Source organism: Paucimonas lemoignei (genome assembly GCF_004342585.1).
Taxonomy (GTDB): Bacteria; Pseudomonadota; Gammaproteobacteria; order Burkholderiales; family Burkholderiaceae_D; genus Paucimonas; species Paucimonas lemoignei.
In genome coordinates, this window is sequence record NZ_SLZQ01000002.1 from 131,585 (window position 1) to 154,492 (window position 22,908).

Annotated in this window: 21 protein-coding genes; 7 read left to right on the forward strand and 14 right to left on the reverse strand. The window is 57.7% G+C overall.

The features are described from left to right. Window positions 1–16 precede the first annotated feature (16 nt). A complete protein-coding gene (locus EDC30_RS03795) occupies window positions 17–1,510 on the forward strand; it encodes a DEAD/DEAH box helicase (protein WP_132257454.1) in 1,494 nt (497 codons plus the stop codon). 28 nt (window positions 1,511–1,538) lie between these two features. Here EDC30_RS03795 and gluQRS read toward each other — a convergent pair whose 3' ends face one another. From gluQRS to EDC30_RS03830, 7 genes are all read right to left on the reverse strand, one after another. Next, window positions 1,539–2,456, reverse strand: a complete 918-nt coding sequence (gene gluQRS / locus EDC30_RS03800) for a tRNA glutamyl-Q(34) synthetase GluQRS (protein WP_132257456.1) — start codon at window positions 2,454–2,456, stop codon at window positions 1,539–1,541. Between the two features lie 58 nt (window positions 2,457–2,514). Next, on the reverse strand, window positions 2,515–3,069 hold the full coding sequence (gene rfbC, locus EDC30_RS03805) for a dTDP-4-dehydrorhamnose 3,5-epimerase (protein WP_132257458.1): 555 nt from the start codon (window positions 3,067–3,069) through the stop codon (window positions 2,515–2,517). Continuing rightward, entirely contained in the window at window positions 3,066–3,950 is an 885-nt protein-coding gene (gene rfbA, locus EDC30_RS03810; RefSeq protein WP_132257459.1) for a glucose-1-phosphate thymidylyltransferase RfbA, read from the reverse strand. Before rfbA ends, rfbC begins: the two co-directional genes overlap by 4 nt. A gap of 17 nt (window positions 3,951–3,967) precedes the next feature. Beyond that, window positions 3,968–4,870, reverse strand: coding sequence for a dTDP-4-dehydrorhamnose reductase (gene rfbD / locus EDC30_RS03815; RefSeq protein WP_132257461.1), 903 nt, complete (start codon window positions 4,868–4,870; stop codon window positions 3,968–3,970). Then, window positions 4,867–5,934 carry a dTDP-glucose 4,6-dehydratase gene (rfbB, locus tag EDC30_RS03820; protein WP_132257462.1) on the reverse strand — a complete coding sequence of 356 codons (1,068 nt, stop codon included), beginning with the start codon at window positions 5,932–5,934 and terminating at the stop codon, window positions 4,867–4,869. Before rfbB ends, rfbD begins: the two co-directional genes overlap by 4 nt. 130 nt (window positions 5,935–6,064) lie before the next feature. Then, window positions 6,065–7,483, reverse strand: a complete 1,419-nt coding sequence (locus tag EDC30_RS03825; protein WP_132257464.1) for a mannose-1-phosphate guanylyltransferase/mannose-6-phosphate isomerase — start codon at window positions 7,481–7,483, stop codon at window positions 6,065–6,067. A gap of 252 nt (window positions 7,484–7,735) precedes the next feature. Beyond that, the gene (locus EDC30_RS03830) at window positions 7,736–8,578 is read right to left on the reverse strand and encodes a sulfurtransferase (RefSeq protein WP_132257466.1); all 843 of its coding nucleotides are present in this window, start codon (window positions 8,576–8,578) and stop codon (window positions 7,736–7,738) included. Window positions 8,579–8,681: 103 nt separating this feature from the next. Here EDC30_RS03830 and EDC30_RS03835 point away from each other — a divergent pair, with 103 nt between their 5' ends. Continuing rightward, window positions 8,682–9,536 (forward strand): glycosyltransferase family 2 protein, encoded by an 855-nt coding sequence (locus EDC30_RS03835; RefSeq protein WP_132257468.1) that lies wholly within the window; start codon window positions 8,682–8,684, stop codon window positions 9,534–9,536. Window positions 9,537–9,567: 31 nt separating this feature from the next. Here the strand turns inward: EDC30_RS03835 and dnaE are convergent, their stop codons facing one another. Continuing rightward, a complete protein-coding gene (gene dnaE / locus EDC30_RS03840) occupies window positions 9,568–13,014 on the reverse strand; it encodes a DNA polymerase III subunit alpha (RefSeq protein ID WP_132257470.1) in 3,447 nt (1,148 codons plus the stop codon). Between the two features lie 256 nt (window positions 13,015–13,270). Here dnaE and EDC30_RS03845 point away from each other — a divergent pair, with 256 nt between their 5' ends. From EDC30_RS03845 to msbA, 3 genes are read left to right on the forward strand one after another with little or no spacing between them, the layout of a single operon-like run. Beyond that, the gene (locus EDC30_RS03845) at window positions 13,271–13,975 is read left to right on the forward strand and encodes a glycosyltransferase (RefSeq protein ID WP_132257766.1); all 705 of its coding nucleotides are present in this window, start codon (window positions 13,271–13,273) and stop codon (window positions 13,973–13,975) included. A 21-nt stretch (window positions 13,976–13,996) separates the two neighbouring features. Then, entirely contained in the window at window positions 13,997–15,196 is a 1,200-nt protein-coding gene (locus EDC30_RS03850) for an O-antigen ligase family protein (RefSeq protein WP_132257471.1), read from the forward strand. An 18-nt stretch (window positions 15,197–15,214) separates the two neighbouring features. Beyond that, window positions 15,215–16,945 (forward strand): lipid A export permease/ATP-binding protein MsbA, encoded by a 1,731-nt coding sequence (gene msbA / locus EDC30_RS03855; RefSeq protein ID WP_132257767.1) that lies wholly within the window; start codon window positions 15,215–15,217, stop codon window positions 16,943–16,945. A 96-nt stretch (window positions 16,946–17,041) separates the two neighbouring features. Here the strand turns inward: msbA and EDC30_RS03860 are convergent, their stop codons facing one another. Then, window positions 17,042–17,515 carry an Hsp20/alpha crystallin family protein gene (locus EDC30_RS03860; RefSeq protein ID WP_132257473.1) on the reverse strand — a complete coding sequence of 158 codons (474 nt, stop codon included), beginning with the start codon at window positions 17,513–17,515 and terminating at the stop codon, window positions 17,042–17,044. A gap of 166 nt (window positions 17,516–17,681) precedes the next feature. On the opposite strand from EDC30_RS03860, the gene EDC30_RS03865 reads away from it, so the two are divergent. Together EDC30_RS03865 and EDC30_RS03870 are read left to right on the forward strand one after the other, a co-directional pair. Next, complete coding sequence (locus EDC30_RS03865; protein WP_243656643.1) at window positions 17,682–18,248, forward strand: Hsp20/alpha crystallin family protein; 567 nt, start codon at window positions 17,682–17,684, stop codon at window positions 18,246–18,248. Window positions 18,249–18,282: 34 nt separating this feature from the next. After that, window positions 18,283–18,483, forward strand: a complete 201-nt coding sequence (locus EDC30_RS03870; protein WP_132257477.1) for a DUF3460 family protein — start codon at window positions 18,283–18,285, stop codon at window positions 18,481–18,483. A 23-nt stretch (window positions 18,484–18,506) separates the two neighbouring features. Here the strand turns inward: EDC30_RS03870 and rng are convergent, their stop codons facing one another. The 5 genes from rng to hemF form a co-directional block, all read right to left on the reverse strand. Then, window positions 18,507–19,967, reverse strand: a complete 1,461-nt coding sequence (rng, locus tag EDC30_RS03875; protein ID WP_132257478.1) for a ribonuclease G — start codon at window positions 19,965–19,967, stop codon at window positions 18,507–18,509. An 8-nt stretch (window positions 19,968–19,975) separates the two neighbouring features. After that, window positions 19,976–20,611: a Maf family protein gene (locus EDC30_RS03880; protein WP_132257480.1), complete on the reverse strand. Its 636-nt coding sequence runs from the start codon at window positions 20,609–20,611 to the stop codon at window positions 19,976–19,978. 35 nt (window positions 20,612–20,646) lie between these two features. Further along, window positions 20,647–21,117, reverse strand: coding sequence for a 23S rRNA (pseudouridine(1915)-N(3))-methyltransferase RlmH (rlmH, locus tag EDC30_RS03885; RefSeq protein WP_132257481.1), 471 nt, complete (start codon window positions 21,115–21,117; stop codon window positions 20,647–20,649). 9 nt (window positions 21,118–21,126) lie between these two features. Further along, a complete protein-coding gene (rsfS, locus tag EDC30_RS03890) occupies window positions 21,127–21,846 on the reverse strand; it encodes a ribosome silencing factor (RefSeq protein ID WP_132257482.1) in 720 nt (239 codons plus the stop codon). A gap of 142 nt (window positions 21,847–21,988) precedes the next feature. Continuing rightward, window positions 21,989–22,900 carry an oxygen-dependent coproporphyrinogen oxidase gene (hemF, locus tag EDC30_RS03895; protein WP_132257483.1) on the reverse strand — a complete coding sequence of 304 codons (912 nt, stop codon included), beginning with the start codon at window positions 22,898–22,900 and terminating at the stop codon, window positions 21,989–21,991. Window positions 22,901–22,908 lie beyond the last annotated feature (8 nt).

Sequence of the window (22,908 nt, forward strand, 5' to 3'; positions counted from 1 at the left end):
GACCCTTCCATAAGCCATGTCCGAGAATCAATCCGCTCCAGCGCAAGCTAATCCTGCATCCATTCGTTTCGAAGATTTCGGCTTGTCTCCCGAGATTTTGCGAGCGCTCGCCGACCAAGGCTATGTCAACCCGACGCCGATCCAGGCGCAAGCCATTCCTGTTGTGTTGCAAGGGCGTGATGTCATGGGCGCGGCGCAGACCGGCACCGGCAAGACCGCCGGCTTCTCCTTGCCGATCATTCAATTGTTGCTGGCGCATGCCAATAGCAGCGCTTCGCCTGCCCGTCATCCGGTGCGCGCATTGATCCTGACGCCAACCCGAGAGTTGGCGGACCAGGTGGCGGACAACGTCAAGGCATATTCACGTTATACGCCTTTGCGCTCGACGGTCGTGTTCGGTGGCATGGATATGGCGCCGCAAACCGCTGCCTTGCGCGCCGGCGTGGAAATTGTCATCGCGACGCCAGGGCGCTTGCTGGACCACGTGCAGCAAAAGACGCTGAATCTGTCGCAGACGCAAATCCTGGTGATGGATGAAGCGGACCGCATGCTGGACATGGGCTTCTTGCCGGACCTGCAGCGCATCATCAACCTCTTGCCCAAGCAGCGGCAAAACCTGATGTTTTCTGCGACCTTCTCGCCGGAGATCAAGAAGCTGGCCAACAGCTTTTTGAGCAGCCCGGTGACGATCGAAGTCGCGCGCAGCAATGCCACTAACGAAAACGTCACGCAAATCCTTTACAAGGTCGAGGAAGAATCCAAACGCCGGGCGGTCGCGCACATCATCCGCGAGCGCGGCCTCAAGCAAGTCATCGTCTTTTCCAATACCAAGATCGGCGCTTCGCGCCTGGCGCGCGAGCTGGAAAAGCAGGGCTTGAAGGCATCGGCCATTCACGGCGACAAGTCGCAGGCTGAACGCATGGCAGCCCTCGAATCCTTCAAGAAGGGTGACGTGGAAATCCTGGTTGCCACCGATGTCGCGGCACGCGGCCTTGATATTGCCGAGCTGCCGTGCGTGATCAATTATGACCTTCCTTACAATGCCGAAGACTACGTGCACCGCATTGGCCGCACGGGCCGCGCCGGCGCTTCGGGCGATGCGATCTCGCTGGTGACGGAAAAGGATGCCAAGCTGCTGGCGGATATCGAAAAGCTGATCAAGAAGAAGCTGGTGCCCACGGAGTTGCCCGGCTTTGTCGCGGACGCGGGGCATGTCAGCGAAGGCCGTTCGCGCCGTGAAGAAAGCCGGGGCAGCTATGGCGGTGAACGTCGCCCTCGTCGCGATGAGGAAAGAGGCGGTCGGGGCGCTGCTGCGCCGCTGCCGCGCAAGGAAAAGATCGATCCCTGGTTCCTCAAGCCGTATGAGCCGGAAAAGCCTGCGCCGGTATCTGCGCTGGAAAGCAGCAGTGCGCCTACGTCTGCTCCAGCCCCTGCGTCAAAGGCTGCTTCTTCCGGCAAGTCACAGAAGCCTAAACTGGCTGCCTTGCTGGGTGGTTTGCCCAAGCGTTAAGCGCCGGACTCAGATAAGAATCGCGCCCCTATTGCGCAGGCTGGATAGCCGGCAAGGGCAGCACTGTGCCATCCAGCCTCAGCCGCATTTGCCACGCCGTTACCGCCACAGTCCAGAACGCTTCCACGCTGTCTGGCGGGCCATCTATTTGCAACCCCAGAAATTGCGCCGCACGCAACAATTCCGCCAATGGCGCCTCCGTATCGAGTGCCATTGCACCGGTTTGCTTGGAGAGTTTTTCGCCGATTTCATTGGTCACCACCGGCACGTGCAGGTAAGAGGGTGTCGGCGCCTCCAATAGCTGTTGGAGATAAATCTGGCGCGGCGTGGAATCCAGTAAGTCTGCGCCACGCACGATATGCGTAATTCCCTGGTCGGCATCATCCACCACCACCGCGAGCTGGTATGCCCAGAATCCGTCGGCACGCTTCAGGACGAAATCCCCGACTTCGGTCGCCAGTTGTTGGGAAACTATTCCCATCCAGCGATCTTCAAACCGGATGACGCCAGCCGGATCGCCGGCATCCGGCACCCGAACGCGGGAGGCGCGCGCGGTTTTTCCAGGCGCCAGGCCATGGCGGCATGTGCCCGGATAGACGGCGGCGCCATCGGCTGCAATGCCGATGCGTGAATCCGCAATCTCGCGGCGCGTGCAGCCGCATGGATAAACCCACCTCCCCAACCGCGCGAATGCCGCTTCGTACAGATGCTTGCGCCGGCTTTGCCATACCACTTCGCCATCCCACCGCATGCCGAAAGCAGCGAGCGTGGCGAGGATATCTTCCGCAACGCCAGGCGGGCAACGCGGCTCGTCGATATCTTCAATGCGCACCAGCCATTTTCCGCCATGGGCTCGGGCGTCCAGATAGCTAGCCATGGCCGCCACCAGCGAACCGCGGTGCAGCGGGCCGGTAGGAGAGGGAGCGAAACGGCCGATGTAGTTCATGCCGTCATTTTAGGGGAGATTACGTTATTACAAATGCGTACGACTGTCCGGTTGCGGCTTAATCAAAGAGCCGGGCATCTTTCAGCAAGGGCGCTGCCGCATCTTTCGCCGCGAGAATCACATCAGCCGGCGCGATTTCCGGCCACTGAACGCCCAGTTGCGGATCGTTCCAGGCAATCGCGCCTTCCGACTCTTTGTTATATAGGGCGGTGGTTTTGTACAGGAATTCTGCAGTCTCGCTCAAGGTGATGAAGCCATGGGCAAAGCCAGGCGGAATCCAGAACTGGCGGCGGTTTTCGGCGCTGAGTTCCGCTCCCACCCATTTGCCGAAAGTCGGCGAGCTCTTGCGGATATCCACCGCGACATCCCATACCCGGCCCTGGGTCGCGCGCACCAGCTTGCCTTGGGCATAGGGATGCAGTTGAAAATGCAAGCCGCGCAAGACGCCGCGCATGCTATAGCTGTGGTTGTCCTGCACGAAATGCACGGCATAGCCGACAGCTTTTTCAAACACGGCCTGGTTGTAACTTTCCATGAACCAGCCGCGCTCATCGGCAAAGACGCGCGGTTCGAAAATCAGCACTTCCGGCAGCGCAGTGGCAATGACGTTCACTTAAAGGGTTCCTTCAATAGCTGTTGCAAGTACTGCCCGTAGCCATTTTTGCTGAGTGGCTGCGCCAGCCTGGCCAATTGCTCGCGGTCGATGAAGCCATTGCGCCAGGCGATCTCTTCAGGGCAGGCCACCTTGAGTCCTTGCCGATGCTCCAGCGTCGAGATGAACAGACTGGCTTCCAGCAAACTGTCATGCGTGCCGGTATCCAGCCAGGCATAACCGCGCTGCATGATTTGTACATTCAGGCTTCCCCGATTCAGGTAGGTTTGATTCACCTCGGTGATTTCCAACTCGCCCCGGGCGCTTGGCTTGATCTCCCTGGCGATGTCGACCACCTGGCTGTCATAGAAGTACAAGCCGGTGACAGCATAGTTGCTCCTGGGCTTGAGCGGCTTCTCTTCAATGCTGCTGGCTTTGCCTTGATCGTCAAATGCCACTACGCCATAACGCTCCGGATCGCGCACATGATAGGCAAATACCGTGGCGCCTTCTTTTTGGGCATCCGCATTCTTCAGCAAAGTCGAAATGTCATGGCCATAAAAAATATTGTCGCCCAGGATCAGTGCGCTGGGCGCATTGCCGATGAATTGCTCGCCAATGATAAAGGCTTGCGCCAAGCCATCCGGGCTCGGTTGCACGGCATATTGCAGGTTGATTCCCCACTGCGAGCCATCGCCCAGCAACTGTTGAAAGCGCGGCGTATCCTGCGGCGTACTGATGATCAGAATGTCGCGCATCCCGGCCAGCATCAATGTGCTCAGCGGGTAGTACACCATTGGCTTGTCATACACGGGCAGCAGTTGCTTGCTGATGGACAGTGTCGCCGGGTGCAGCCGGGTGCCAGAGCCGCCGGCGAGAATGATGCCTTTACGTTGTGTCATGATGAATCAGTGAAAGCTCAAAGGATTTCGGTCAGCATGCGCTGAACGCCTTGCTGCCAGTCCGGTAGCGTCAAGTCGAACGCAGCCTGCAACTTGCTGGTATCTAAGCGCGAATTGTGCGGCCGCTTTGCCGGTGTGGGGAATGCGCTGGTCGGCACTGGGTCGATGGCGTCAACGCTTGCCTTGAGCGCCACGCCGTCTTGCTGTGCATGCGCCACGATGAAACTGGCATAGCCATGCCAGGACGTCGTACCGCTGGCAACCAGGTGGTACAGGCCAGCCAGTTCCGGCTTGACGGCAAGGCTGCGAATCGCGTGAGCCGTCACGTCAGCCAGCAGGTCGGCGCCTGTCGGCGCGCCAATCTGGTCATTGATGACGGTCAGCCTGTCCCGTTCCTTTGCCAGGCGCAGCATGGTCTTGGCAAAATTGCCGCCGCGCGCCGCGTACACCCAGCTGGTACGGAAGATCAAGTGCTTGGGGCAGGCTGCGGCAATCAGGCGTTCGCCTTCCAGCTTGGTGGCGCCATACACGCTCAGCGGCGCCGGCGTGTCGGTTTCCTTCCAGGGTTGATCGCCGCTGCCGTCAAAGACGTAATCCGTCGAATAGTGCACCAGGCAAGCACCGACGCGCTGCGCGGCTTCCGCCAATGCGCCGGGGGCCAGCGCATTGATCGTGCGTGCCAGTTCCGGTTCGCTTTCCGCCTTGTCCACTGCCGTATGCGCCGCCGCGTTGACAATAAAGTCGGGGCGCACCGTTTCCACGGTCTTGCTCAGGCCAGCAAGATTGGTGAAGTCGCCGCAAAGCTCGGTGCTGTTGAAGTCCAGCCCGATGACCTTGCCTAAGGGAGCCAGGCTGCGTTGCAATTCCCAGCCTACCTGGCCGCCTTTGCCGAAAAGCAGAATGGTCTTGGGCGCGCTCATGCCGTGCGATCTGCGTAATTGGTTTCAACCCAGTCGCGATACGCGCCGCTTTGCACATTCGCGACCCATTCCGGGTTATCCAGATACCATTGCACCGTTTTACGAATACCGGTGTCGAATGTTTCAGCCGGCCTCCAGCCCAGTTCGTGCTCGATCTTGCTGGCATCGATGGCATAGCGGCGATCGTGACCGGGGCGATCGGCAACATAGGTAATCTGCTCGCTGTACGGCTTGCCATCGGCACGCGGACGCAACTCATCGAGCAAGGTGCAAACACGGCGCACGATCTCGATATTGGGCATCTCGTTCCAGCCGCCGACGTTATACGTTTCACCCGGCTGGCCGGCTTCCAGCACCCGGCGGATCGCGCTGCAGTGATCCTTGACATACAGCCAGTCGCGTATCTGCATGCCGTCGCCGTATACCGGCAGCGCCTTGCCCGCGAGCGCATTCACGATCATCAAAGGGATCAGCTTTTCCGGGAAGTGGTAAGGACCGTAATTGTTGGAGCAATTGGTGGTCAGCACCGGCAAGCCATACGTATGGTGATAGGCGCGTACCAGGTGGTCGCTGGAAGCCTTGCTGGCGGAATAGGGGCTATTGGGCTCGTAACGATTGGTTTCCCTGAAAGCCGGGTCTTCCTTTTTCAGCGAACCATAGACTTCGTCGGTGGAGACATGCAGGAAGCGGAAATCGCGTTTTGCGTCGACTTCCAATTGATTCCAGTAGCTGCGCACTTCTTCCAGCAAGCGGAAGGTGCCGACAATATTGGTCTGGATAAAATCTTCCGGACCGTGGATCGAGCGGTCGACATGGCTTTCTGCTGCAAAGTTGAGGATGACGCGCGGTTGATATTGCTGCAACAAGGAGCGGATTAGCGCGCTGTCGCCGATATCGCCCTGGACAAAGATATGGCGTGGGTCGCTTTCCAGGCTGCTGAGGTTCTGGACATTGCCTGCGTAGGTGAGCTTGTCCAGGTTAATGACAGGCTCGTTCAATTGCGCCAGCCAATCCAGTACAAAATTCGAGCCAATAAAGCCGGCGCCACCTGTAACTACAATCATCAAAAACCTTTACTTAAATTAATTTCAAGCTGCGCGAAGCAGACGCTGTTCCATAACTTCCATTATGCGCCTCCAGGTTCGGCTGTTAAGTGTGCATCAGCAATCCACAAGGATTAACTTGATGCCAACGCTATCCAGCTCTTCCGTAATTATCCTGGAATCGCACGATATCGTCCTCGCCGAGGTACTGGCCGCTCTGCACCTCGATCATGACAAGGTCCAGTATCCCGGGGTTCTCGAGCCGATGCTTATGTCCGGCTGGTATGTAAGTGGATTCGTTCGTGTTGACATACAATTCGCGATCACCGTTGACGACTTTAGCCATGCCACTTACGACGATCCAGTGCTCGCTGCGGTGATGGTGCATTTGCAAAGACAGCGACGCGCCGGGTTTGACGACAATCCGCTTGATCTTGTACTGAACATTTTCCTCTAATACAGTGTAAGTCCCCCAAGGACGATGCACAGTCAGATGAAGTCTATGTGCTTCATGACCTTGCGCCTTCAGGGTGGCGTACAACTGCTTGACGTCCTGCGAACGGGATTTGTCGGCAACCAGTAATGCATCGGGGGTATCAACGATGATGAGATTGTCCACCCCGACTGCACCAACGAGGCGCTGGTCGCTGCGGATATAACAATCGCTCACATCATGCAGCAATGCTTCGCCAATGATGCGGTTACCTTGATCGTCGCAATTGGTCAGCTCTCCCAAGGCACTCCAGGAGCCGATGTCGCTCCAGCCGATATCGCAGGGGATCACTGCCACCCGGTCGGATTTTTCCATGACGGCATAGTCAATGGAATTGTCCGGCACATTCCGAAAACCATCCGGGTCAAGGTCGAGCTGGCTAAAGCCTTTGCCCTCAGCCAGGCGCGACGCTTCGATGCAGGCTGCGGTGGCGGCCAGAATTTCCGGGCAATGCTGTTCAAGTGCCTGCAACATGATGCCGGCCTCGAAGCAGAACATGCCAGAGTTCCATAGGAAGCGGCCGGATGCCAGGTAGTCCTGAGCTTTTTCTAGCGAAGGTTTTTCAACAAAGCGCACAACATGGTTTCCCTCGGCTTCGATATAGCCGTAGCCGGTTTCCGGCGCTGCCGGATGGATGCCAAAAGTGACAAGCTTGCCCTGTTTAGCCAGCGCCAGTGCTTGCTTGACAGCGTCGGCAAAAGCTTGCTGATCAGTGATCAAATGATCAGCCGCGAGAACCAGCATGATGGCGTCTTCGCCATGGGCTTTTGCAATATGTAATGCGGCGGCGGCAATGGCGGCCGCAGTGTTGCGACCAAACGGTTCAAGAATATAAGAAGTGCCGATTTTATTGCCATTCACCTCGCGAAAATCATCTTCGGTTTTGAACAGCAATTCACGATTTGTGACGGTCAGTATTTCTTTTACATCGGGAAGCATCGCACCCCGCAGAAACGCTTTCTGCAACAAACTTTGCCCGTCTGCTAGGCGGATAAATGGCTTGGGGTGCATTTCTCGGGAAAGTGGCCAGAGGCGAGAACCTGCGCCGCCACACAGAATGGTAGGTACGATGCTCATAAGACTCCCCGAGTGTGCTTATTGTTCGATTTTTAGATGCTATAGGATTCGCCCGCTGACTGCATATTAGCAAATATTGTCAAAAAATATAATTCAAGTGCTAATCACTGATTGCAGATTGTGGGCTGAAGGCAGTGTAGTTCTGCACCTTCGCCGCTGCGCAATAAGAATTGCAGAGCCAGTCATAAGCTCAATTGATGAATTGATAACGCTCGCCGCACCTACGCTAGACGGAGGAATAGTGATTCGTTATTAAACCGCGCACTGCTTGCACAGCTTCCCATAAATCAGCACCGGCTCTTCCTCTTCCTGTCCCTTGATCACCGCTCCGCAATCCTTGCAGCGAATTTCACCCGATGGCTTCAACTCAGGTGTCAGAGCAGTCCGATAATCGAAGACAAAGCATGAGCCCGTATAGTGGGCACCGCCGACTTCCTCGAAATACTTCAGAATGCCGCCTTCCAGCTGGTACACGCGCTCATACCCGATATTCTGCATGTGGATCGCTGCCTTTTCGCAGCGGATGCCGCCCGTGCAGAACGTGACGACGGTCTTGTCCGCCAGTTCATCCTTGTGCTTGGCGACGACTTCCGGAAATTCGCTGAATTTCCTGATGCGGTAATCGAGCGTGTTGTCGAAGGTGCCGACATCGACCTCGAAAGCATTGCGGGTATCCATCATCACTACCGGCTTGCCGTCATCATCCACGCCGGTATCCAGCCAGCGCTTGAGCGTCTTGGCATCGACTGCCGGGGCGCGGCCTTTTTCCGGCTGGATCAGCGGCAGCTTCATGGTGATGATTTCGCGCTTGAGCTTGACCATCATGCGCTTGAAAGGCTGCTCGTCTGAATAGCTTTCCTTGACTTCGATATCGGCAAAGCGCGCATCGCTGCGCAGCCAGGCGAGGAAACGGTCAATGGATTCGCGCACGCCGGCCAGAAACAGGTTGATGCCCTCGGGGCTCAGCAGGATCGTGCCTTTCAGATCGAGCTCGCGACACATATCCTGGAATTGCGGACGCTTTTCTGCGGTATCGTCGAAACTGATGAATTTGTAGGCGGCGATGTTAACGATGGGTGCGGTAGTGGACTGCATGGAAACTTCTCTAAGTCTTTGATTTCCCAGCATTATAAGCCTTGCGCGGAATGCGGGCGCATTTTCGCATGGTAAAATTTGGCGCTGTAACCGAATCTTGCCTATGACTCCCACCCTTGCTGATCTGACTGTCATTGTCGTTACCTACAACAGTGCGCATTGTATTCCTGCTCTGGCAGAGACTTTGTCCCAACTGCCGCACGTGACCATTGTCGACAATGCCAGCAATGATGACACTGCAGACACTGCCGCGCGTGCCATGCCCAACGCGCTGGTCTTGCGCAACGAGCGTAATCTCGGTTTTGGCGCAGCCAATAATCAGGCGCTGCATCGAGTCACGACGAGTCATGCCTTGCTGCTGAATCCCGATTGTCTGCCTTTGATGGAACTGTTGCAGGGATTGCTGGCTGCCGCTGGCGAGTTTCCAGATGCTGCCATCATCGCGCCGCATCTGATTCGTCGCGGCGGCGAGATCGAGCTCAGCTACCGCTGGCCTGGCAAGCTATGGCGCTCGCGCGGGCCGGGGGCTGACGGACCTTGTTGCGTCGGCTTCGTATGCGGTGCGGCGATGCTGTTCAATATGGCAGTGATGCGCGAGATCGGCTTCTTCGATGAGGGATTTTTCCTGTACTACGAAGACGAAGATCTGTGCCAGCGCGTGTTCGACAGCGGCAAGGCTATCGTGGTGGTGCCGCATGTGTCGGTAACGCACCTGTCGCGCAGTTCGGTGCGCGGCAAGAGCCCGCTACGCGCCGAGTTCTATCGCGGCTACCACCATGCGCAATCCAAGCTGATCTTCACCGGCAAGCATGTGGGGCCTCGGCAAGCTACAGCGTTGGGACGAAAGACTTTGCTGCTGGCGCTGGCGGCGCTGGTGCCGCGCCTGCTGGTGCCGTCGCCGCGCTATGTGGCGCGCCTGCTGGGGCGTATTCGCGGTTTGCTGGAATTTAAAAAGTAACTAATTAATCCATCTTGGATTAATTAGTCATTCAATACTCAAACCAAACGTTTTCGTGCTGCAGCCATTCTCCCAGCTTGCTGCGCAAGGCATCGTCGCCGCGCACACGCCATTCATCCGATAATTGCAGCTCGCCCAATGCGCCATTCTTGGTGTATTGCACCACCACGCGGCAAGCATCTTCCGCCTGGAATGGCGCGAGCAATTCACGCAATTTCTTGGCATCGGCCTGGCCATTCATCGACAGTCGCAAGCCCTTGCCGAATGCCGCACGCGCCGCGGCGATATCCATCACCTTGTCGGCCGTAATGCGCAAGCCGCCGGAGAAACGGTCTTCCGATACCTTACCCATGACGGCGAGGAATTCATCTTCCTTGAACATGCCGCGGTTCGGGTCATACAGCTCGTTATAGACGGTAACATCGACTGTGGCGCTGCCATCGTCGAGCGTGACGATCACCATCTTGCCGCGCTGGGTCATCTGCGTGCGCACAGTAGTAATGACGCCGGCGATCACCTTGGGGTCACGCGAAGGCGCCAAATCGGACAGCTTGGAGCGGGCGAACTTGCGTGCTTCCGCGGCGTAGGCATTGAACAGGTGGCCCGACAGGTAAAACCCGAGCGCGGTTTTTTCCTCGGTCAGGCGCTGTTTTTCGCTCCAGGCCGGCACCTTGATGTATTCGGGAGGCGCCGCCAGTTCGCTATCGTCGCCGAACAGGCTGACCTGGTTGGCGGAGGCTGCTGCCTGTTCCGCGTTTTCCAGTGCCAGGCTGACCGAAGCCAGCAGGACAGCGCGGTCGACCTTGAAGCAGTCGAAGGCGCCAGATCGGATCAGCGATTCGATCGTGCGTCGGTTGATCTGCTGCTTGTCGACGCGCTTGGCAAAGTCGAACAGGTCGGTGAACGGGCCGCCTTCTTCACGCGCCGCAATGATTGCTTCGATGGCGCTCTGGCCGCTGCCCTTTACCGCACCAAGGCCGTAACGGATTTGCATGGCTTTCTTGCCGGGCTCGCCTACCGGCATGAAGCGGTAGTGCGACTGGTTGATATCCGGCGGCAGGATGGTCAGGCCGCAGACATCGACGGCGTCCTCGACCAGGATCTTGACCTTGTCGGTATCGTCCATCGCCAGCGACATGTTGGCTGCCATGAAGGCAGCGGCATGGTGTGCTTTGAGGTAGGCGGTGTGATACGACAGCAGGGCGTAAGCGGCGGCGTGCGACTTGTTGAAGCCGTAGCCGGCGAACTTTTCCATCAAGTCGAAAATCTCGTCGGCCTTCTCTTGCGACAAGCCGTTCTTCGCCGCGCCTTCACGGAAGATCAGGCGATGTTCGGCCATTTCTTCCGGCTTCTTCTTACCCATCGCACGGCGCAGCAAGTCCGCGCCGCCGAGCGAATAGCCGCCGATCACCTGCGCCATCTGCATCACCTGCTCCTGGTACACCATGATGCCGTAGGTTTCGGACAGGATGCCCTCGGTACGAGGGTCGGGATAATCGAACTTTTCGCCGTGCTTGCGCTTGCAGAAATCCGGGATCAGGTCCATCGGGCCCGGGCGGTACAGCGCCACCAGCGCGATGATGTCCTCGAAGCGGTCGGGACGCGCGTCTTTCAGCATGCCTTGCATGCCGCGGCTTTCTAGCTGGAACACGGCGACGGTTTTCGCGTCGGTCAGCAGCTTGTAGGAAGCCCGGTCATCCAGCGGCAATTTCTCCAGCGCGAAGTCGGCCAGGGCCGGGTCGAGCATCTTGATATAGCGGACCGCGCGGTCGAGAATCGTCAGCGTGGTCAAGCCCAAAAAGTCGAACTTCACCAAGCCGACGGCTTCGACGTCATCCTTGTCATACTGCGAGACAACGCCGGCGTCGCCGCCTTGCGTGTAGAGCGGGCAGAAGTCGGTCAGCTTGCCCGGCGCGATCAGCACGCCGCCGGCATGCATGCCGATGTTACGCGTGATGCCTTCCACCTGTTGCGCGAGGTCGATCAACTGGCGGACCTCATCTTCGTTTTCAATGCGCTCTTTCAGGAGCGGCTCTTCCTCGATAGCGTCGGCAATCGATACCTGCTTGCCTGGCTTGAAGGGAATCAGCTTGGAAATGCCGTCGCAGAACATGTAGCCCATGTCCAGCACGCGGCCGACGTCGCGGATTGCGCCCTTGGCCGCCATGGTGCCGAAGGTGGCGATCTGCGAGACGGCGTCGCGGCCGTAGCGGTCCTTGACGTACTGGATCACGCGGTCGCGGTTTTCCTGGCAAAAGTCGATATCGAAGTCAGGCATCGAGACGCGTTCCGGATTCAGGAAGCGTTCGAACAGCAGGTTGTAGCGCAGCGGGTCGAGGTCGGTAATCTTGAGCGCATACGCCACCAGCGAGCCGGCGCCGGAACCACGGCCCGGCCCTACCGGCACGCCATTGTTCTTGCCCCACTGGATAAAGTCGGCCACGATCAGGAAGTAGCCGGGAAACTTCATCTTGTTGATGGTATCCGTCTCGAACTTCAGGCGCGCTTCGTAACGCGGCCGCGCTTCCTCACGCTCGGCTTCATTCGGGTACAGGTGTATCAGGCGCTCTTCCAGGCCGGCCTTGGCTTCTTGCACCAGGAAGTCATCGAGCGACATGCCGTCCGGGGTGGGGAAGAGCGGCAGCTGGGGTTTGCCCAGTTCGAGATTCAGGTTGCAGCGCTTGGCAATTTCGATGGTGTTTTGTATTGCCGCCGGCATGTCGGCGAACAGTGCCGCCATCTCTTCCTGGCTCTTGAAATATTGTTGTTCGTTGAAGCGCTTGACCCGGCGGTTGTTGGCCAGGATTTCGCCTTCGGCGATACAGGTGCGCGCTTCGTGCGCGATGAATTCTTCGGGCTTCAAGAATTGCACCGGATGGGTCGCCACCACGGGCAAGCCGAGCTTGGCGGCCAGCGCGACGGATTGGCGCAGATGCAGCTCCCCGTTGGCGTGGCCGGCGCGTTGCACTTCGATATAAAAATGGCCAGGGAAAATCTGGGCCCAGCGCTGCGCGCATTTTTCCGCGGCGGCCAGGTTACCATTGTCGATCGCCATGCCGATATCGCCGTATTGCGCGCCCGACAAGGCGATCAGGCCGCCCGGCTGCAGTTTATCCAGCCATTCGATGCGGATTTCGGCGCGGCCGCGATGCTGGTTCGTCAACCATGCCTGGGCCAGCAATTCGCAGAGCTGCAGATATCCGTCGCGGTTTTTGACCAGCAAGAGCAGGCGCGAGGGCTTGTCTCGTTCCTCGTCATTGGTGATCCAGACATCGCAGCCGGCGATCGGCTTGACGCCCTTGCCGCGCGCAGCCTTGTAGAATTTGACCATGCCGAACAGGTTGGCCAGGTCGGTAATCGCCAGCGCCGGCTGCTTATCCTTGGCAGCAGCCTTGACGACATCGTCAATGCGCACCAGGCCATCGACGATGGAGTATTCGGAGTGAAGACGGAGATGAATGAATTGCGGGGAAGTCATCCATCTATTTTACCTGCGCGGAATGATGTGGCGCGAGCAACGCACATGAAATAGGGCAATTTCTTCGCTGGTCATTGCACAACTTGAAATCGGCGGGGATAATCCGCAAAGTTCTTCGCTTGCCGCTAGCGATAGCTTCTTTCTATTAGCTGGCTACAGTCCCTGTTACCCATAAAGGACGGGATTTTCACTGGATGGAGTAATTTTGACAACAACGAGCAATGCGGCGGCCGATGACGGGCGCGTAATTCTTTGCATGAAGTGGGGCACCAAGTATGGCCCCGAGTATGTCAATCGTTTATATGGCATGGTGCGACGTCACCTGAGTGGAGACTTCCGCTTCGTTTGTCTGACCGACCGCAGCGAAGGCGTGCGTTCCGAAGTCGAATGCCTGCCGATTCCCGACCTGAAGCTGCCGGAAGGCTTGCCCGAGCGCGGCTGGAAAAAGTTGACGACTTTTGAAGCTGACTTGCATGGTTTGCGCGGCACGGCCTTGTTCCTTGACCTGGATGTCGTCATCACCGACAGCATCGATTGCTTTTTCGAGCATCCGGGCGAATTCCTGATCATCCATGACTGGAAACGTCCCTGGCGGGTCACGGGCAATTCCTCGGTCTATCGCTTCCGCATCGGCGCGCATGCCGATGTGCTGGCCCAGTTCCGCGCCACCCAGGCCGAAGCCCGCAAAACCTTTCGCAATGAACAGGCCTTCCTTTCCGATGTCTTGCACAAGCAGGGCAAGCTGGGATACTGGCCGCGTGAATGGTGCTGCAGTTACAAATACCATTGCATTCCGCCCTGGCCGACCAATTACTGGCGTACGCCGATAATCCCGGCCGGAACCCGGATTGTGATTTTCCACGGCGAAGTCAATCCGCCTGACGCTTTGGAAGGCCGCCGTAACCGCGCTTTCCGGTATGTGAAACGGGCTCCCTGGATTGCCGACTACTGGCGCGAATAAATTAAGAAAGTGCCAACCACGATGAGCTTTGCAGCACGACGCGGCGAGTGGCCGCAATATGTACTGGCCATTTTGCCGTTTCTGCTGTTTTTTCCGGTCGGGATCGTTTATCTGGGCGTGGTGATTTTCCTGTTCAGTCTGATGCTGGCGGGAGATTATCGTAAGCGTTGGGCCGAGGTTCGGGCACATCCCATGTTCCGCCCGGTGATGGCCATGCTGCTTGTGACCTGCCTGGCCGGCATTTTTCTGGAGCGGCCGCAAAAGGCATTCTGGTCCGGCTTTGCCCATTACCAAATTTATCTGTTTCTGCTGTTGTTTATCAGTGTGGGTAAAGGAGAGTGGCAAAACTGGGCTTATAAAGCATTCATTGCTGGCGCATTGTATGCAGCGATGCTGTTTTACTTGAATGTCTTGCAGTTGCTTCCAGATATAGGCTTGTTTAATGCCTATCGAGCTTATTCCGGCAACAAATCCATTTTGCTGGGGATTTTGCTGGCAATAGCGGCAGGATGGCTACTTTATGACATGACGCTGGCAACAGGTTGGAAATCCTTGGCGCGCATCTTGGTTGCATTCATCTATATCGCGACGCCCGTTCTGTTCTTGACCAAGACTCGTACTGCTATCGTAATTTTTGTATTGTTATGTATCGTGGCGAGCGTGCGATACCTGAGAGGACACTGGCGTGGCGCTGCCGGATTGCTCGGCGTTGCACTCATTGTCGCTGCTGCATGGGGAATGTCGAGCGGCTTTAAAGAAAGAATGACAACGACTTTTAACGATATCGTTGCCTTTTCCAAGGGGAATAAGCCCAGCGCCCAAGGAAACCGTCTGGAGATATATGCACTGACGTTGGAAATCATCGCCCAACGGCCGTTAACCGGGCACGGCATTTCTACCTGGGAGCCGCATTACGCCAAACTGGCTACCGAGCGCGATGTCGACGTTTTCGCTACACCACATAACGACTATCTGCTGTATGCAGCGGAAATAGGTGTGATCGGCGTTGCTGCATTGTTGTGGATCTGGCTGATGCAGCTGGCAGTAGCCTGGCGCATGAATAACCATCATGGCATGCGGCTACTGATGCTCGGACTTGCCATCATGGTTGGCGGCATGTTCAATGCCATCCTGCGCGATGCCGTATTTGGCATGGCTTTCATGATCCTGCTGGCGATTCCGTTGGCTGGCGCCCGGTATGAAGAAACACGGGCAGACTGAGACCTCACACTATTTATGATGTTTTCCCCTCACCTCAAACGCCTGATCGGCATGCTGCGTCCCTACAAGGGCCGCCTCGCGCTAGCCCTGATCGGCATGATCCTGACCGCTACCACAGAACCCACGCTGGCAGCCATGATGAAAATCCTGCTCGACAAGGGATTCTCCGGCAAGGCGACCTTCTCGTTGTGGTTGGTGCCGGCCTTCGTGGTCGGGATTTTCCTGGTGCGCGGCGTCTCGACTTTTCTGACCACTTACATGATCACATGGGTGTCGACGCGCTTGCAGAACCAATTGCGTGAAGCGATGTTTGGCCGCCTGCTCGATGTGCCGGTCGGCTATTACACGAAAAACTCGGTCGGCCAGGTCATCAACTCGATGATGTTCGAAGTGCAGCAGATCGTCGAGATGCTGAAAACCGTGCTGACGGCGATGATCCGCGATAGCCTGACCGTGGCGGGTTTGCTTGGGTATCTGTTCTGGCTGAACTGGCGCCTGACCCTGATTACGCTGGTGCTGATTCCCTTGCTTGCCGCCGTGATTCGCATGACCAGCAAGCGTTTCCGTCGCCTGACCAAGACTTTCCTCGAAATCAATGCCGAGGTGACCCAGGTGGTGGAGGAAACGACTCGTGCGGTCCAGGTCATCAAGATTTTCGGCGGCCAGCAATACGAGAAGGCGCGATTCGAGCAGCGTTCAGACAAGATTCGTGGCTTTGCCATGCGCATGGCCAGCACCTTTGCCGCTACGGTACCCATCACGCAAATGATGACCGCTTGTGCGGTATCCGTGGTGATCGTGATTGCGCTGGTGCAGGCGGGAGAAGGACAAGCCACGGTCGGCGGCTTTGCTTCCTTCATTACCGCCATGCTGATGCTGCTTACACCTTTAAAGCATCTGGCGGAGATCAATGGCCCGTTGCAACGCGGTCTGGCGGCAGCGGAAAATGTTTTTGGCCTGATCGATGCGGTACCCGAGCGTACTGGCGGCAAAACCTTGCCGCAGCGTGCCGCCGGCCGGCTGGAATTTATCGATGTCGGCTTTACCTATCCGGGGCAAGAGCGTGCGGCTTTGACGAATGTAAATCTGGCAATTGAGCCGGGACAGACCGTCGCTTTCGTTGGCACTTCGGGAGGAGGTAAGTCGACGCTGGTGAACCTAGTGCCGGATTTCTATTCGCCGACGAGCGGCGAAATCCACCTGGATGGTATGCCAATCCGTGACATCGCGCTGGCCAGCCTGCGCGCGCAAATCGCTATGGTCAGCCAGAATGTCGTGCTGTTCGACGATACGGTCGCTGCTAATATCGCCTATGGCGATACGCAGCCGGACCAGGCGCGTATTGCCGCGTCAGTCAAGGCGGCGCACATGGAAGACGTAGTGGCGAACCTGCCTCAAGGGCTGGAGACTCAGGTCGGTAACAATGGCATGCGGCTCTCAGGCGGCCAGCGCCAGCGCCTGGCGATTGCCCGCGCGATTTACAAGAATGCCCCGATCCTGATTCTCGATGAAGCCACTTCCGCGCTAGATACCGAGTCGGAGCGTGCCGTGCAGGCGGCGCTCGATGAGCTGATGCGCGGCCGCACTACGTTGGTGATTGCACATCGCTTATCGACAATCGAGCGCGCCGATAGGATCGTCGTGCTGGACCACGGCCGGATTGCCGAAGCGGGGACGCATGCGGAGCTGCTGCAGAAAAACGGCATCTACGCCAAGCTTTACCAGTTGCAGTATTCAAATCCGGCGTAATGCTCTTTGACGAAAAGGCCGCGCTGCCGAGCGCGGCCTGCCTGGCGCCATGTCCAGGAATGCCTGCCTGATGCAAGGCTCGATACGGTTCGAGGATTACTGGATCGTCAGTTTTTTCGGTTGTGCCGTCACTTTTTTCGGCAGGGTCAGCATCAGCACGCCATTTTCCAGCTTGGCCTGCGCGCCAGCATCATCCACTTCCACCGGCAGCATGACGCTGCGCGCGAATTTTTTAATCGAGCGCTCGGCGTAAACGATATTCTCGCCTTCTTTTTGCGCGGATTCGCGTTTGACTTCGCCCTCGATGGAAATGCGCTGGTTGTCAACCGCAACCTTGACGTCTTCCTTCTTCACGCCGGGTATTTCCACTTCGATTTCATAGGTCTTGTCCGTTTCCTTCACATTCAGGCGCGGACTGACGATATCGCCACCTTCGCCGCCCGACAAGGCGGACTGGGCTATAAACGGCGAGAAGAAGTCTTGAAACATGTTTTCAAACATGCGCTCGAACCGGTCTTCTATCGGACGATAGAAAGACAATGGGGAATTTTCACGTCTGACGAGATTCATGATTACCTCCTTGGATCAATCAGGAAACGGGTTCATCAAACACGATAAATATTTAAGATATTCGCCCGAAGATTTCAAGGGCTGAGGTGTAATTTGGCCGTGCGAATCCGGGGTGTCGAAGCTCTGCTTCGGCCTTGAAATTCATTCCGCGGCACATATTATGTAGATGCGCAGGCAAGCCTGTCGCGCAGAACTGAAATGGCTGAATCAAGGAGGTAACATGAAACTCGATGACCTCAAACAAGGCTTTTCTTCATTTCTGGACTCCATGGCGGAAGGCTGGCAGCATTTGCGCCAATCCGCTTCCAGTGCCCTGACTGGATTTCGCCCCGGGCAGCACACCAATTTGCCGCAAAGAAGCGATGTCGACGACGCGTTTTATTTGCCTTCCATTGGCTGGTCCATGCTCGGCGGCGATGTGTTTGAGGATGACAAGCGTGTAGTCGTTCGCATCGAAGTGCCCGGCATGGACAAAAATGAGCTGGATGTCGAAGTGCAGGACAATGCGCTGATCGTGCGCGGCGAAAAGCGTTTTGATCGCGAAGAGTCGGAGGGCCGATATCGCATCCTGCAATGCGCTTACGGCAATTTCCGCCGTGTTGTGCCTTTGCCTGCAGTCGTCGTGCCCGACCAGGCCAAAGCGACATACAGAAATGGCGTGCTGCGGGTGGAATTACCTAAGTTGCAGACGGGTAAGCCTCAAGCAACGACTATCAAAGTTGTTGATGCTTAAGTGACCTTCTTCAGAATATCGAAAGGTAATCGCCATGCATTTTTCCAAGTACAACCGGAACTATGAATCCGAATTGACCGGATTTATCAAGGACCTGAAACGGCAGCAGCCCGACCTTGAACGCAAGCAGCGGGAAGCACGTGCCATCTGGTGGGACAAGCCACCACTGACGCCGGAAGAAGTTCAGCGCGCCAGTACGTCCGACATCAAGGTCAAGCCTTATGTGTACAACTGAGGAAGGGGTGGAGGCGCAGGCCTTTACATCAGGATGATGTCGTACTGTTCCTGGTGGAATTGTGACTCCACCTGCAGCGAGATCGGCTTGCCGATGAAGTCGCCGAGCATCGCCAGGTGCTGCGACTCCTCTTCGAGGAACATATCCACCACGACTTGCGAAGCCAGGATGCGGAATTCGCGCGGGTTGAATTGGCGCGCTTCACGCAGCAGTTCTCGCAGGATTTCATAGCAGATGGTGCGCGCGGTCTTGACCTGGCCTTTGCCGCTGCAAGCCGGGCAGGGCTCGCACAGAATATGGGCGAGCGACTCGCGCGTGCGCTTCCTGGTCATTTCCACCAGGCCGAGCGTGGAAAAATTGGAGACCGAAATCTTGGTGCGGTCGCGTGCCAGCGCCTTGTGCAGTTCGGCAAGGACGGCGGCGCGATGGTCGGGGCTATCCATGTCGATGAAATCGAGAATGATGATGCCGCCGAGGTTTCGTAAGCGTAGCTGGCGCGCGATGGCATGCGCGGCTTCGAGGTTGGTCTTGAAAATGGTGTCGTCGAAGTTGCGACCGGTGACGTAGCTGCCGGTGTTGACGTCGATGGTGGTCATCGCCTCGGTCTGGTCGACGATCAGGTAGCCGCCGGACTTGAGGTCGACACGGCGCCCCAGCGCGCGCTGGATTTCTTCTTCCACGCCATAGAGTTCGAACAGGGGGCGTTCGCCGGTATAGTGCTGCAAACGGGGTAGCACGGAAGGCGTGTAAGTCGTGGCAAATTGCTGCAGCTTGAGGAAATTTTCGCGCGAGTCGACCTGGATGCTGGAAGTGTCGTCGTTGACGAAGTCGCGCAGCACGCGTTGCGCCAGACTCAGATCCTGGTACAGCAAAACGGGAGCAGGCTTGGTCTTGGCGCCGGCGCTCAGATTGGACCAGGTCTTGCGCAGATAATCGATATCCATCTGCAGATCGGCTTCGGACGCTTCCTCGGCCATCGTGCGGATGATGAAGCCGCCTTTTTCCTCCGGCGGTAACAGGCGCTGCACGCGCTGCTTGAGCTGCTCACGGCCCGCTTCGTTCTCGATGCGCTGGGAGATGCCGATGTGCGGGTCCTGCGGCAGGTAGACGAGCATGCGCCCGGCGATCGAGATTTGCGTGGACAGGCGCGCACCCTTAGTGCCGATCGGGTCCTTGACCACCTGGACCATCAGCGACTGGCCATCGAACAGCAGCTTTTCAATCGGCGTCGGATTACCGCCATTTTCCCGCGAACGTGCTTCCCAGATGTCGGCGACATGCAGAAAGGCGGCGCGCTCCAGGCCGATGTCGATGAATGCCGATTGCATGCCGGGCAGTACGCGCACCACTTTGCCCAGGTAGATATTGCCGGTCATGCCGCGCGACAGCGTGCGCTCGATGTGCAGTTCCTGCACGGCGCCCTGGAAGACCAGCGCGACGCGCGTTTCCTGCGGGGTGATGTTGACGAGGATGTCTTCGCTCATGGGAAGACTCAGCGACCGGTGGTGTCGAGGATGCGCACGCCTGCCCGGCGCAGCAATTGCGCCGTTTCGAACAGGGGTAAGCCCATGATGCCGGAATAGCTGCCGGCGATTTCCTGGATGAAGACCGCAGCCATGCCCTGGATGCCGTAACCGCCAGCCTTGTCGTAAGGTTCGGCGGACATGCAATATGCATGAATCGCGGCATCGTCCAGTGGCGTGAAACGAACCGCCGAGCGCTGGGTGAGCTGCCAGGTCTCATCGTGGTGCCGCACGACCACGCTGGTCAGCACTTCATGGGTGCGGCCGGACAGCGAGCGCAACATGTCGGCGGCTTCGGCATAACCGGCCGGCTTGCCGAGGATGCGGCCATCGACCACCACCGTGGTATCGGCGGCGAGCACCGGGCGTGCCGGCAGTTTGCGCCACAACATGGTGTGGTGCGCGCACTCGGCTTTTTCCCTGGTCACACGCGCAACGTAATCATCGGCCGCTTCACCGGGAAGCACTTCTTCGCTGACTTCAGGGCCGCGTGGCCCCTGGTCGCGCAGCAATAGCAGCTCGAATTCCACGCCGATCTGGCGCAGCAGTTCACGCCGGCGGGCGCTCTTGGAGGCGAGGTAGATTTTATGGTCGCTTGGTCTCATGCCCTGCTTGATCGATTCTCTAAAGGTTGCCTAGCCTAGACGCGGTGATACGGGTGATTCTGGGTAATCGACCACGCCCGGTATAGCTGTTCCGCCAGTAGGACCCTCACCATGCCATGCGGCAGGGTCAGGCTGGAAATGCGCAATAAAAGATCGGCGTTCGCCTTGAATTCCGCATCCAGCCCATCGGCACCGCCGACGACGAATGTAACATCCCGGCCATCTTGTTGCCACTGTGTCAGATATTTGGCAAGTTGTACAGTAGTGATGTCCTTGCCGCGTTCGTCCAGCGCGACAATCCGCGAACCCTTGGGAATCGCCGCCTCGATGCGGGTGCGCTCCTGCGCCATGACGGTCTCGGCGGTCCTGCTGCCGCTGCGCTCCACCGGCTTGATTTCCTTGAGCTGAATCCGGCATTCCGGCGGCATGCGCTTGGCATACTCGCCAAAGCCGGCCTCGATCCAGGCAGGCATCTTGTGGCCGACAGCGGCAATGATCAGTTGCATGCCGTCGGTTTAGTCAGCCTTCTTGGCGGCTTTTTTAGCGGGAGCCTTGCGGGTGGCAACCTTGATCTTGGTGCTGCTGGCAGGCTTTGCGGCAGTCTTGGCAGTGGTCTTGCGCGCTGTAGTGGACTTGGCGGCCGTAGACTTTGCTGCGGCGCCTGCGGTTTTGCTGGCGGTCTTGGCAGCGGTGCCGGTCGACTTGGCCGCACTCTTGCTAGCTGTTTTCGTCGCAGTTTTACTCGCGGTCTTCGATGCAGTCTTGCGTGCCGGGGCCTTTTTCGGGGCTTCCTCGGTTTCAGTCACCGAACGATTGACCGTCAGGTGGCGGCCACGTTTCTTGGGCGCTTCAGCTTCTTCTTCCGCGCTGGCAGTGCGCTTGGAGGTCCGTTTGGCAGCGCCCAGCTTGACTTCTTTCTCGCCCCAGATTTCTTCAAGGCGATAATAGTCGCGGATGGCCGGTTGCATGATGTGGACGATCATGTCGCCCAAGTCCACCAGCACCCACTCACCGGTATCTTCGCCTTCCATGCTGAGAATCTCGCCGCCATTGCCCTTGACCTTGTCTCGCACGGAAGCGGCCAGCGCCTTGGTTTGCCGGTTGGAAGTGCCGGATGCGATCGCGAGTCGGTCGAACAGGCTGGTCAGCTGGGTCGTGTCATAGACGCGGATGTCTTGTGCCTTGATGTCTTCGAGAGCGTCAACAACAAGGGCTTGCAGTTTTTTGATATCCATGCGGGAACTTGGTCCTGGTAGAGATGATATTGTTATATATAGTCTAACACTGCCGGGATGACAACGCGGTCGGCGGGTATCCCGGCTGGTTTGATGCTAATTCTTGATATTGGCAATGCGGCTGGTAATGGTCGGTGCGTGATCAGACCCAGTCTCGTGCAATCAGGAAATCCGAATAGAGCCGCGCTTCCGGGCTTCCCGCTTCCGGGCTCCAGTTGTAGCGCCATTTGACGATCGGCGGCAGCGACATCAGGATCGATTCGGTACGGCCGCCCGATTGCAGGCCGAAATGCGTGCCGCGATCGAACACCAGGTTGAATTCGACATAGCGGCCGCGTCGGTAAGCCTGGAAGTCACGCTCGCGCTCGCCATAGGGCGTATTCATGCGCCGGGTGAGAATCGGCGCATAGGCGTCGATAAAGGCATCACCAACGCTTTGCATCATGGCGAAGCTTTGATCGAAGCCGAGCGCATTGAAATCGTCAAAGAAAATGCCGCCGACGCCGCGCGGTTCATTGCGGTGTTTCAGGAAAAAATAATCGTCACACCATTTCTTGAAGCGCGGGTACAGGTCGCCGCGGAAGGGTGTCAGCGCATCCTTGCAAGTCTGGTGGAAGTGACGGGCATCTTCCTCGAAACCGTAATAGGGCGTCAGGTCCATGCCGCCGCCGAACCACCACATCGGTGCGCCGGCCGCCGGTTCCTCGCCTTCGGCGGTAGCGATGAAGAAGCGCACATTCATGTGCACGGTCGGCGCATAGGGATTGCGGGGATGCAGCACCAGCGACACGCCCATGGCTTCCCAGCTGCGTCCGGCGATTTCCGGCCGGTTCGCCGCGGCCGAAGGCGGCAGGTTCTTGCCCATCACGTGGGAAAAACCGACGCCGCCACGCTCGAAGACTTTGCCTTCCTCGATGATGCGCGAGGTGCCGCCGCCGCCTTCGGGCCGCTGCCAGGTGTCGACAAGGAAGGGCTTGCCATCGATGGCGGCAAGCGCATCGACGATCCGGGTTTGCAGGCCGGTCAGGTAATCCTTGACGATGGCGGAATCCATGCTGCTCC

Coding starts and splice junctions, on each gene's coding strand:
- EDC30_RS03795 (WP_132257454.1), top strand. CDS start 17: ATGTCCGAGAATCAATCCGCTCCAGCGCAAGCTAATCCTGCATCCATT.
- gluQRS (WP_132257456.1), bottom strand. CDS start 2,456: ATGAACTACATCGGCCGTTTCGCTCCCTCTCCTACCGGCCCGCTGCAC.
- rfbA (WP_132257459.1), bottom strand. CDS start 3,950: ATGACACAACGTAAAGGCATCATTCTCGCCGGCGGCTCTGGCACCCGG.
- rfbD (WP_132257461.1), bottom strand. CDS start 4,870: ATGAGCGCGCCCAAGACCATTCTGCTTTTCGGCAAAGGCGGCCAGGTA.
- rfbB (WP_132257462.1), bottom strand. CDS start 5,934: ATGATTGTAGTTACAGGTGGCGCCGGCTTTATTGGCTCGAATTTTGTA.
- EDC30_RS03825 (WP_132257464.1), bottom strand. CDS start 7,483: ATGAGCATCGTACCTACCATTCTGTGTGGCGGCGCAGGTTCTCGCCTC.
- EDC30_RS03830 (WP_132257466.1), bottom strand. CDS start 8,578: ATGCAGTCCACTACCGCACCCATCGTTAACATCGCCGCCTACAAATTC.
- EDC30_RS03835 (WP_132257468.1), top strand. CDS start 8,682: ATGACTCCCACCCTTGCTGATCTGACTGTCATTGTCGTTACCTACAAC.
- dnaE (WP_132257470.1), bottom strand. CDS start 13,014: ATGACTTCCCCGCAATTCATTCATCTCCGTCTTCACTCCGAATACTCC.
- EDC30_RS03845 (WP_132257766.1), top strand. CDS start 13,271: ATGAAGTGGGGCACCAAGTATGGCCCCGAGTATGTCAATCGTTTATAT.
- EDC30_RS03850 (WP_132257471.1), top strand. CDS start 13,997: ATGAGCTTTGCAGCACGACGCGGCGAGTGGCCGCAATATGTACTGGCC.
- msbA (WP_132257767.1), top strand. CDS start 15,215: ATGTTTTCCCCTCACCTCAAACGCCTGATCGGCATGCTGCGTCCCTAC.
- EDC30_RS03860 (WP_132257473.1), bottom strand. CDS start 17,515: ATGAATCTCGTCAGACGTGAAAATTCCCCATTGTCTTTCTATCGTCCG.
- EDC30_RS03865 (WP_243656643.1), top strand. CDS start 17,682: ATGCGCAGGCAAGCCTGTCGCGCAGAACTGAAATGGCTGAATCAAGGA.
- EDC30_RS03870 (WP_132257477.1), top strand. CDS start 18,283: ATGCATTTTTCCAAGTACAACCGGAACTATGAATCCGAATTGACCGGA.
- rng (WP_132257478.1), bottom strand. CDS start 19,967: ATGAGCGAAGACATCCTCGTCAACATCACCCCGCAGGAAACGCGCGTC.
- EDC30_RS03880 (WP_132257480.1), bottom strand. CDS start 20,611: ATGAGACCAAGCGACCATAAAATCTACCTCGCCTCCAAGAGCGCCCGC.
- rlmH (WP_132257481.1), bottom strand. CDS start 21,117: ATGCAACTGATCATTGCCGCTGTCGGCCACAAGATGCCTGCCTGGATC.
- rsfS (WP_132257482.1), bottom strand. CDS start 21,846: ATGGATATCAAAAAACTGCAAGCCCTTGTTGTTGACGCTCTCGAAGAC.
- hemF (WP_132257483.1), bottom strand. CDS start 22,900: ATGGATTCCGCCATCGTCAAGGATTACCTGACCGGCCTGCAAACCCGG.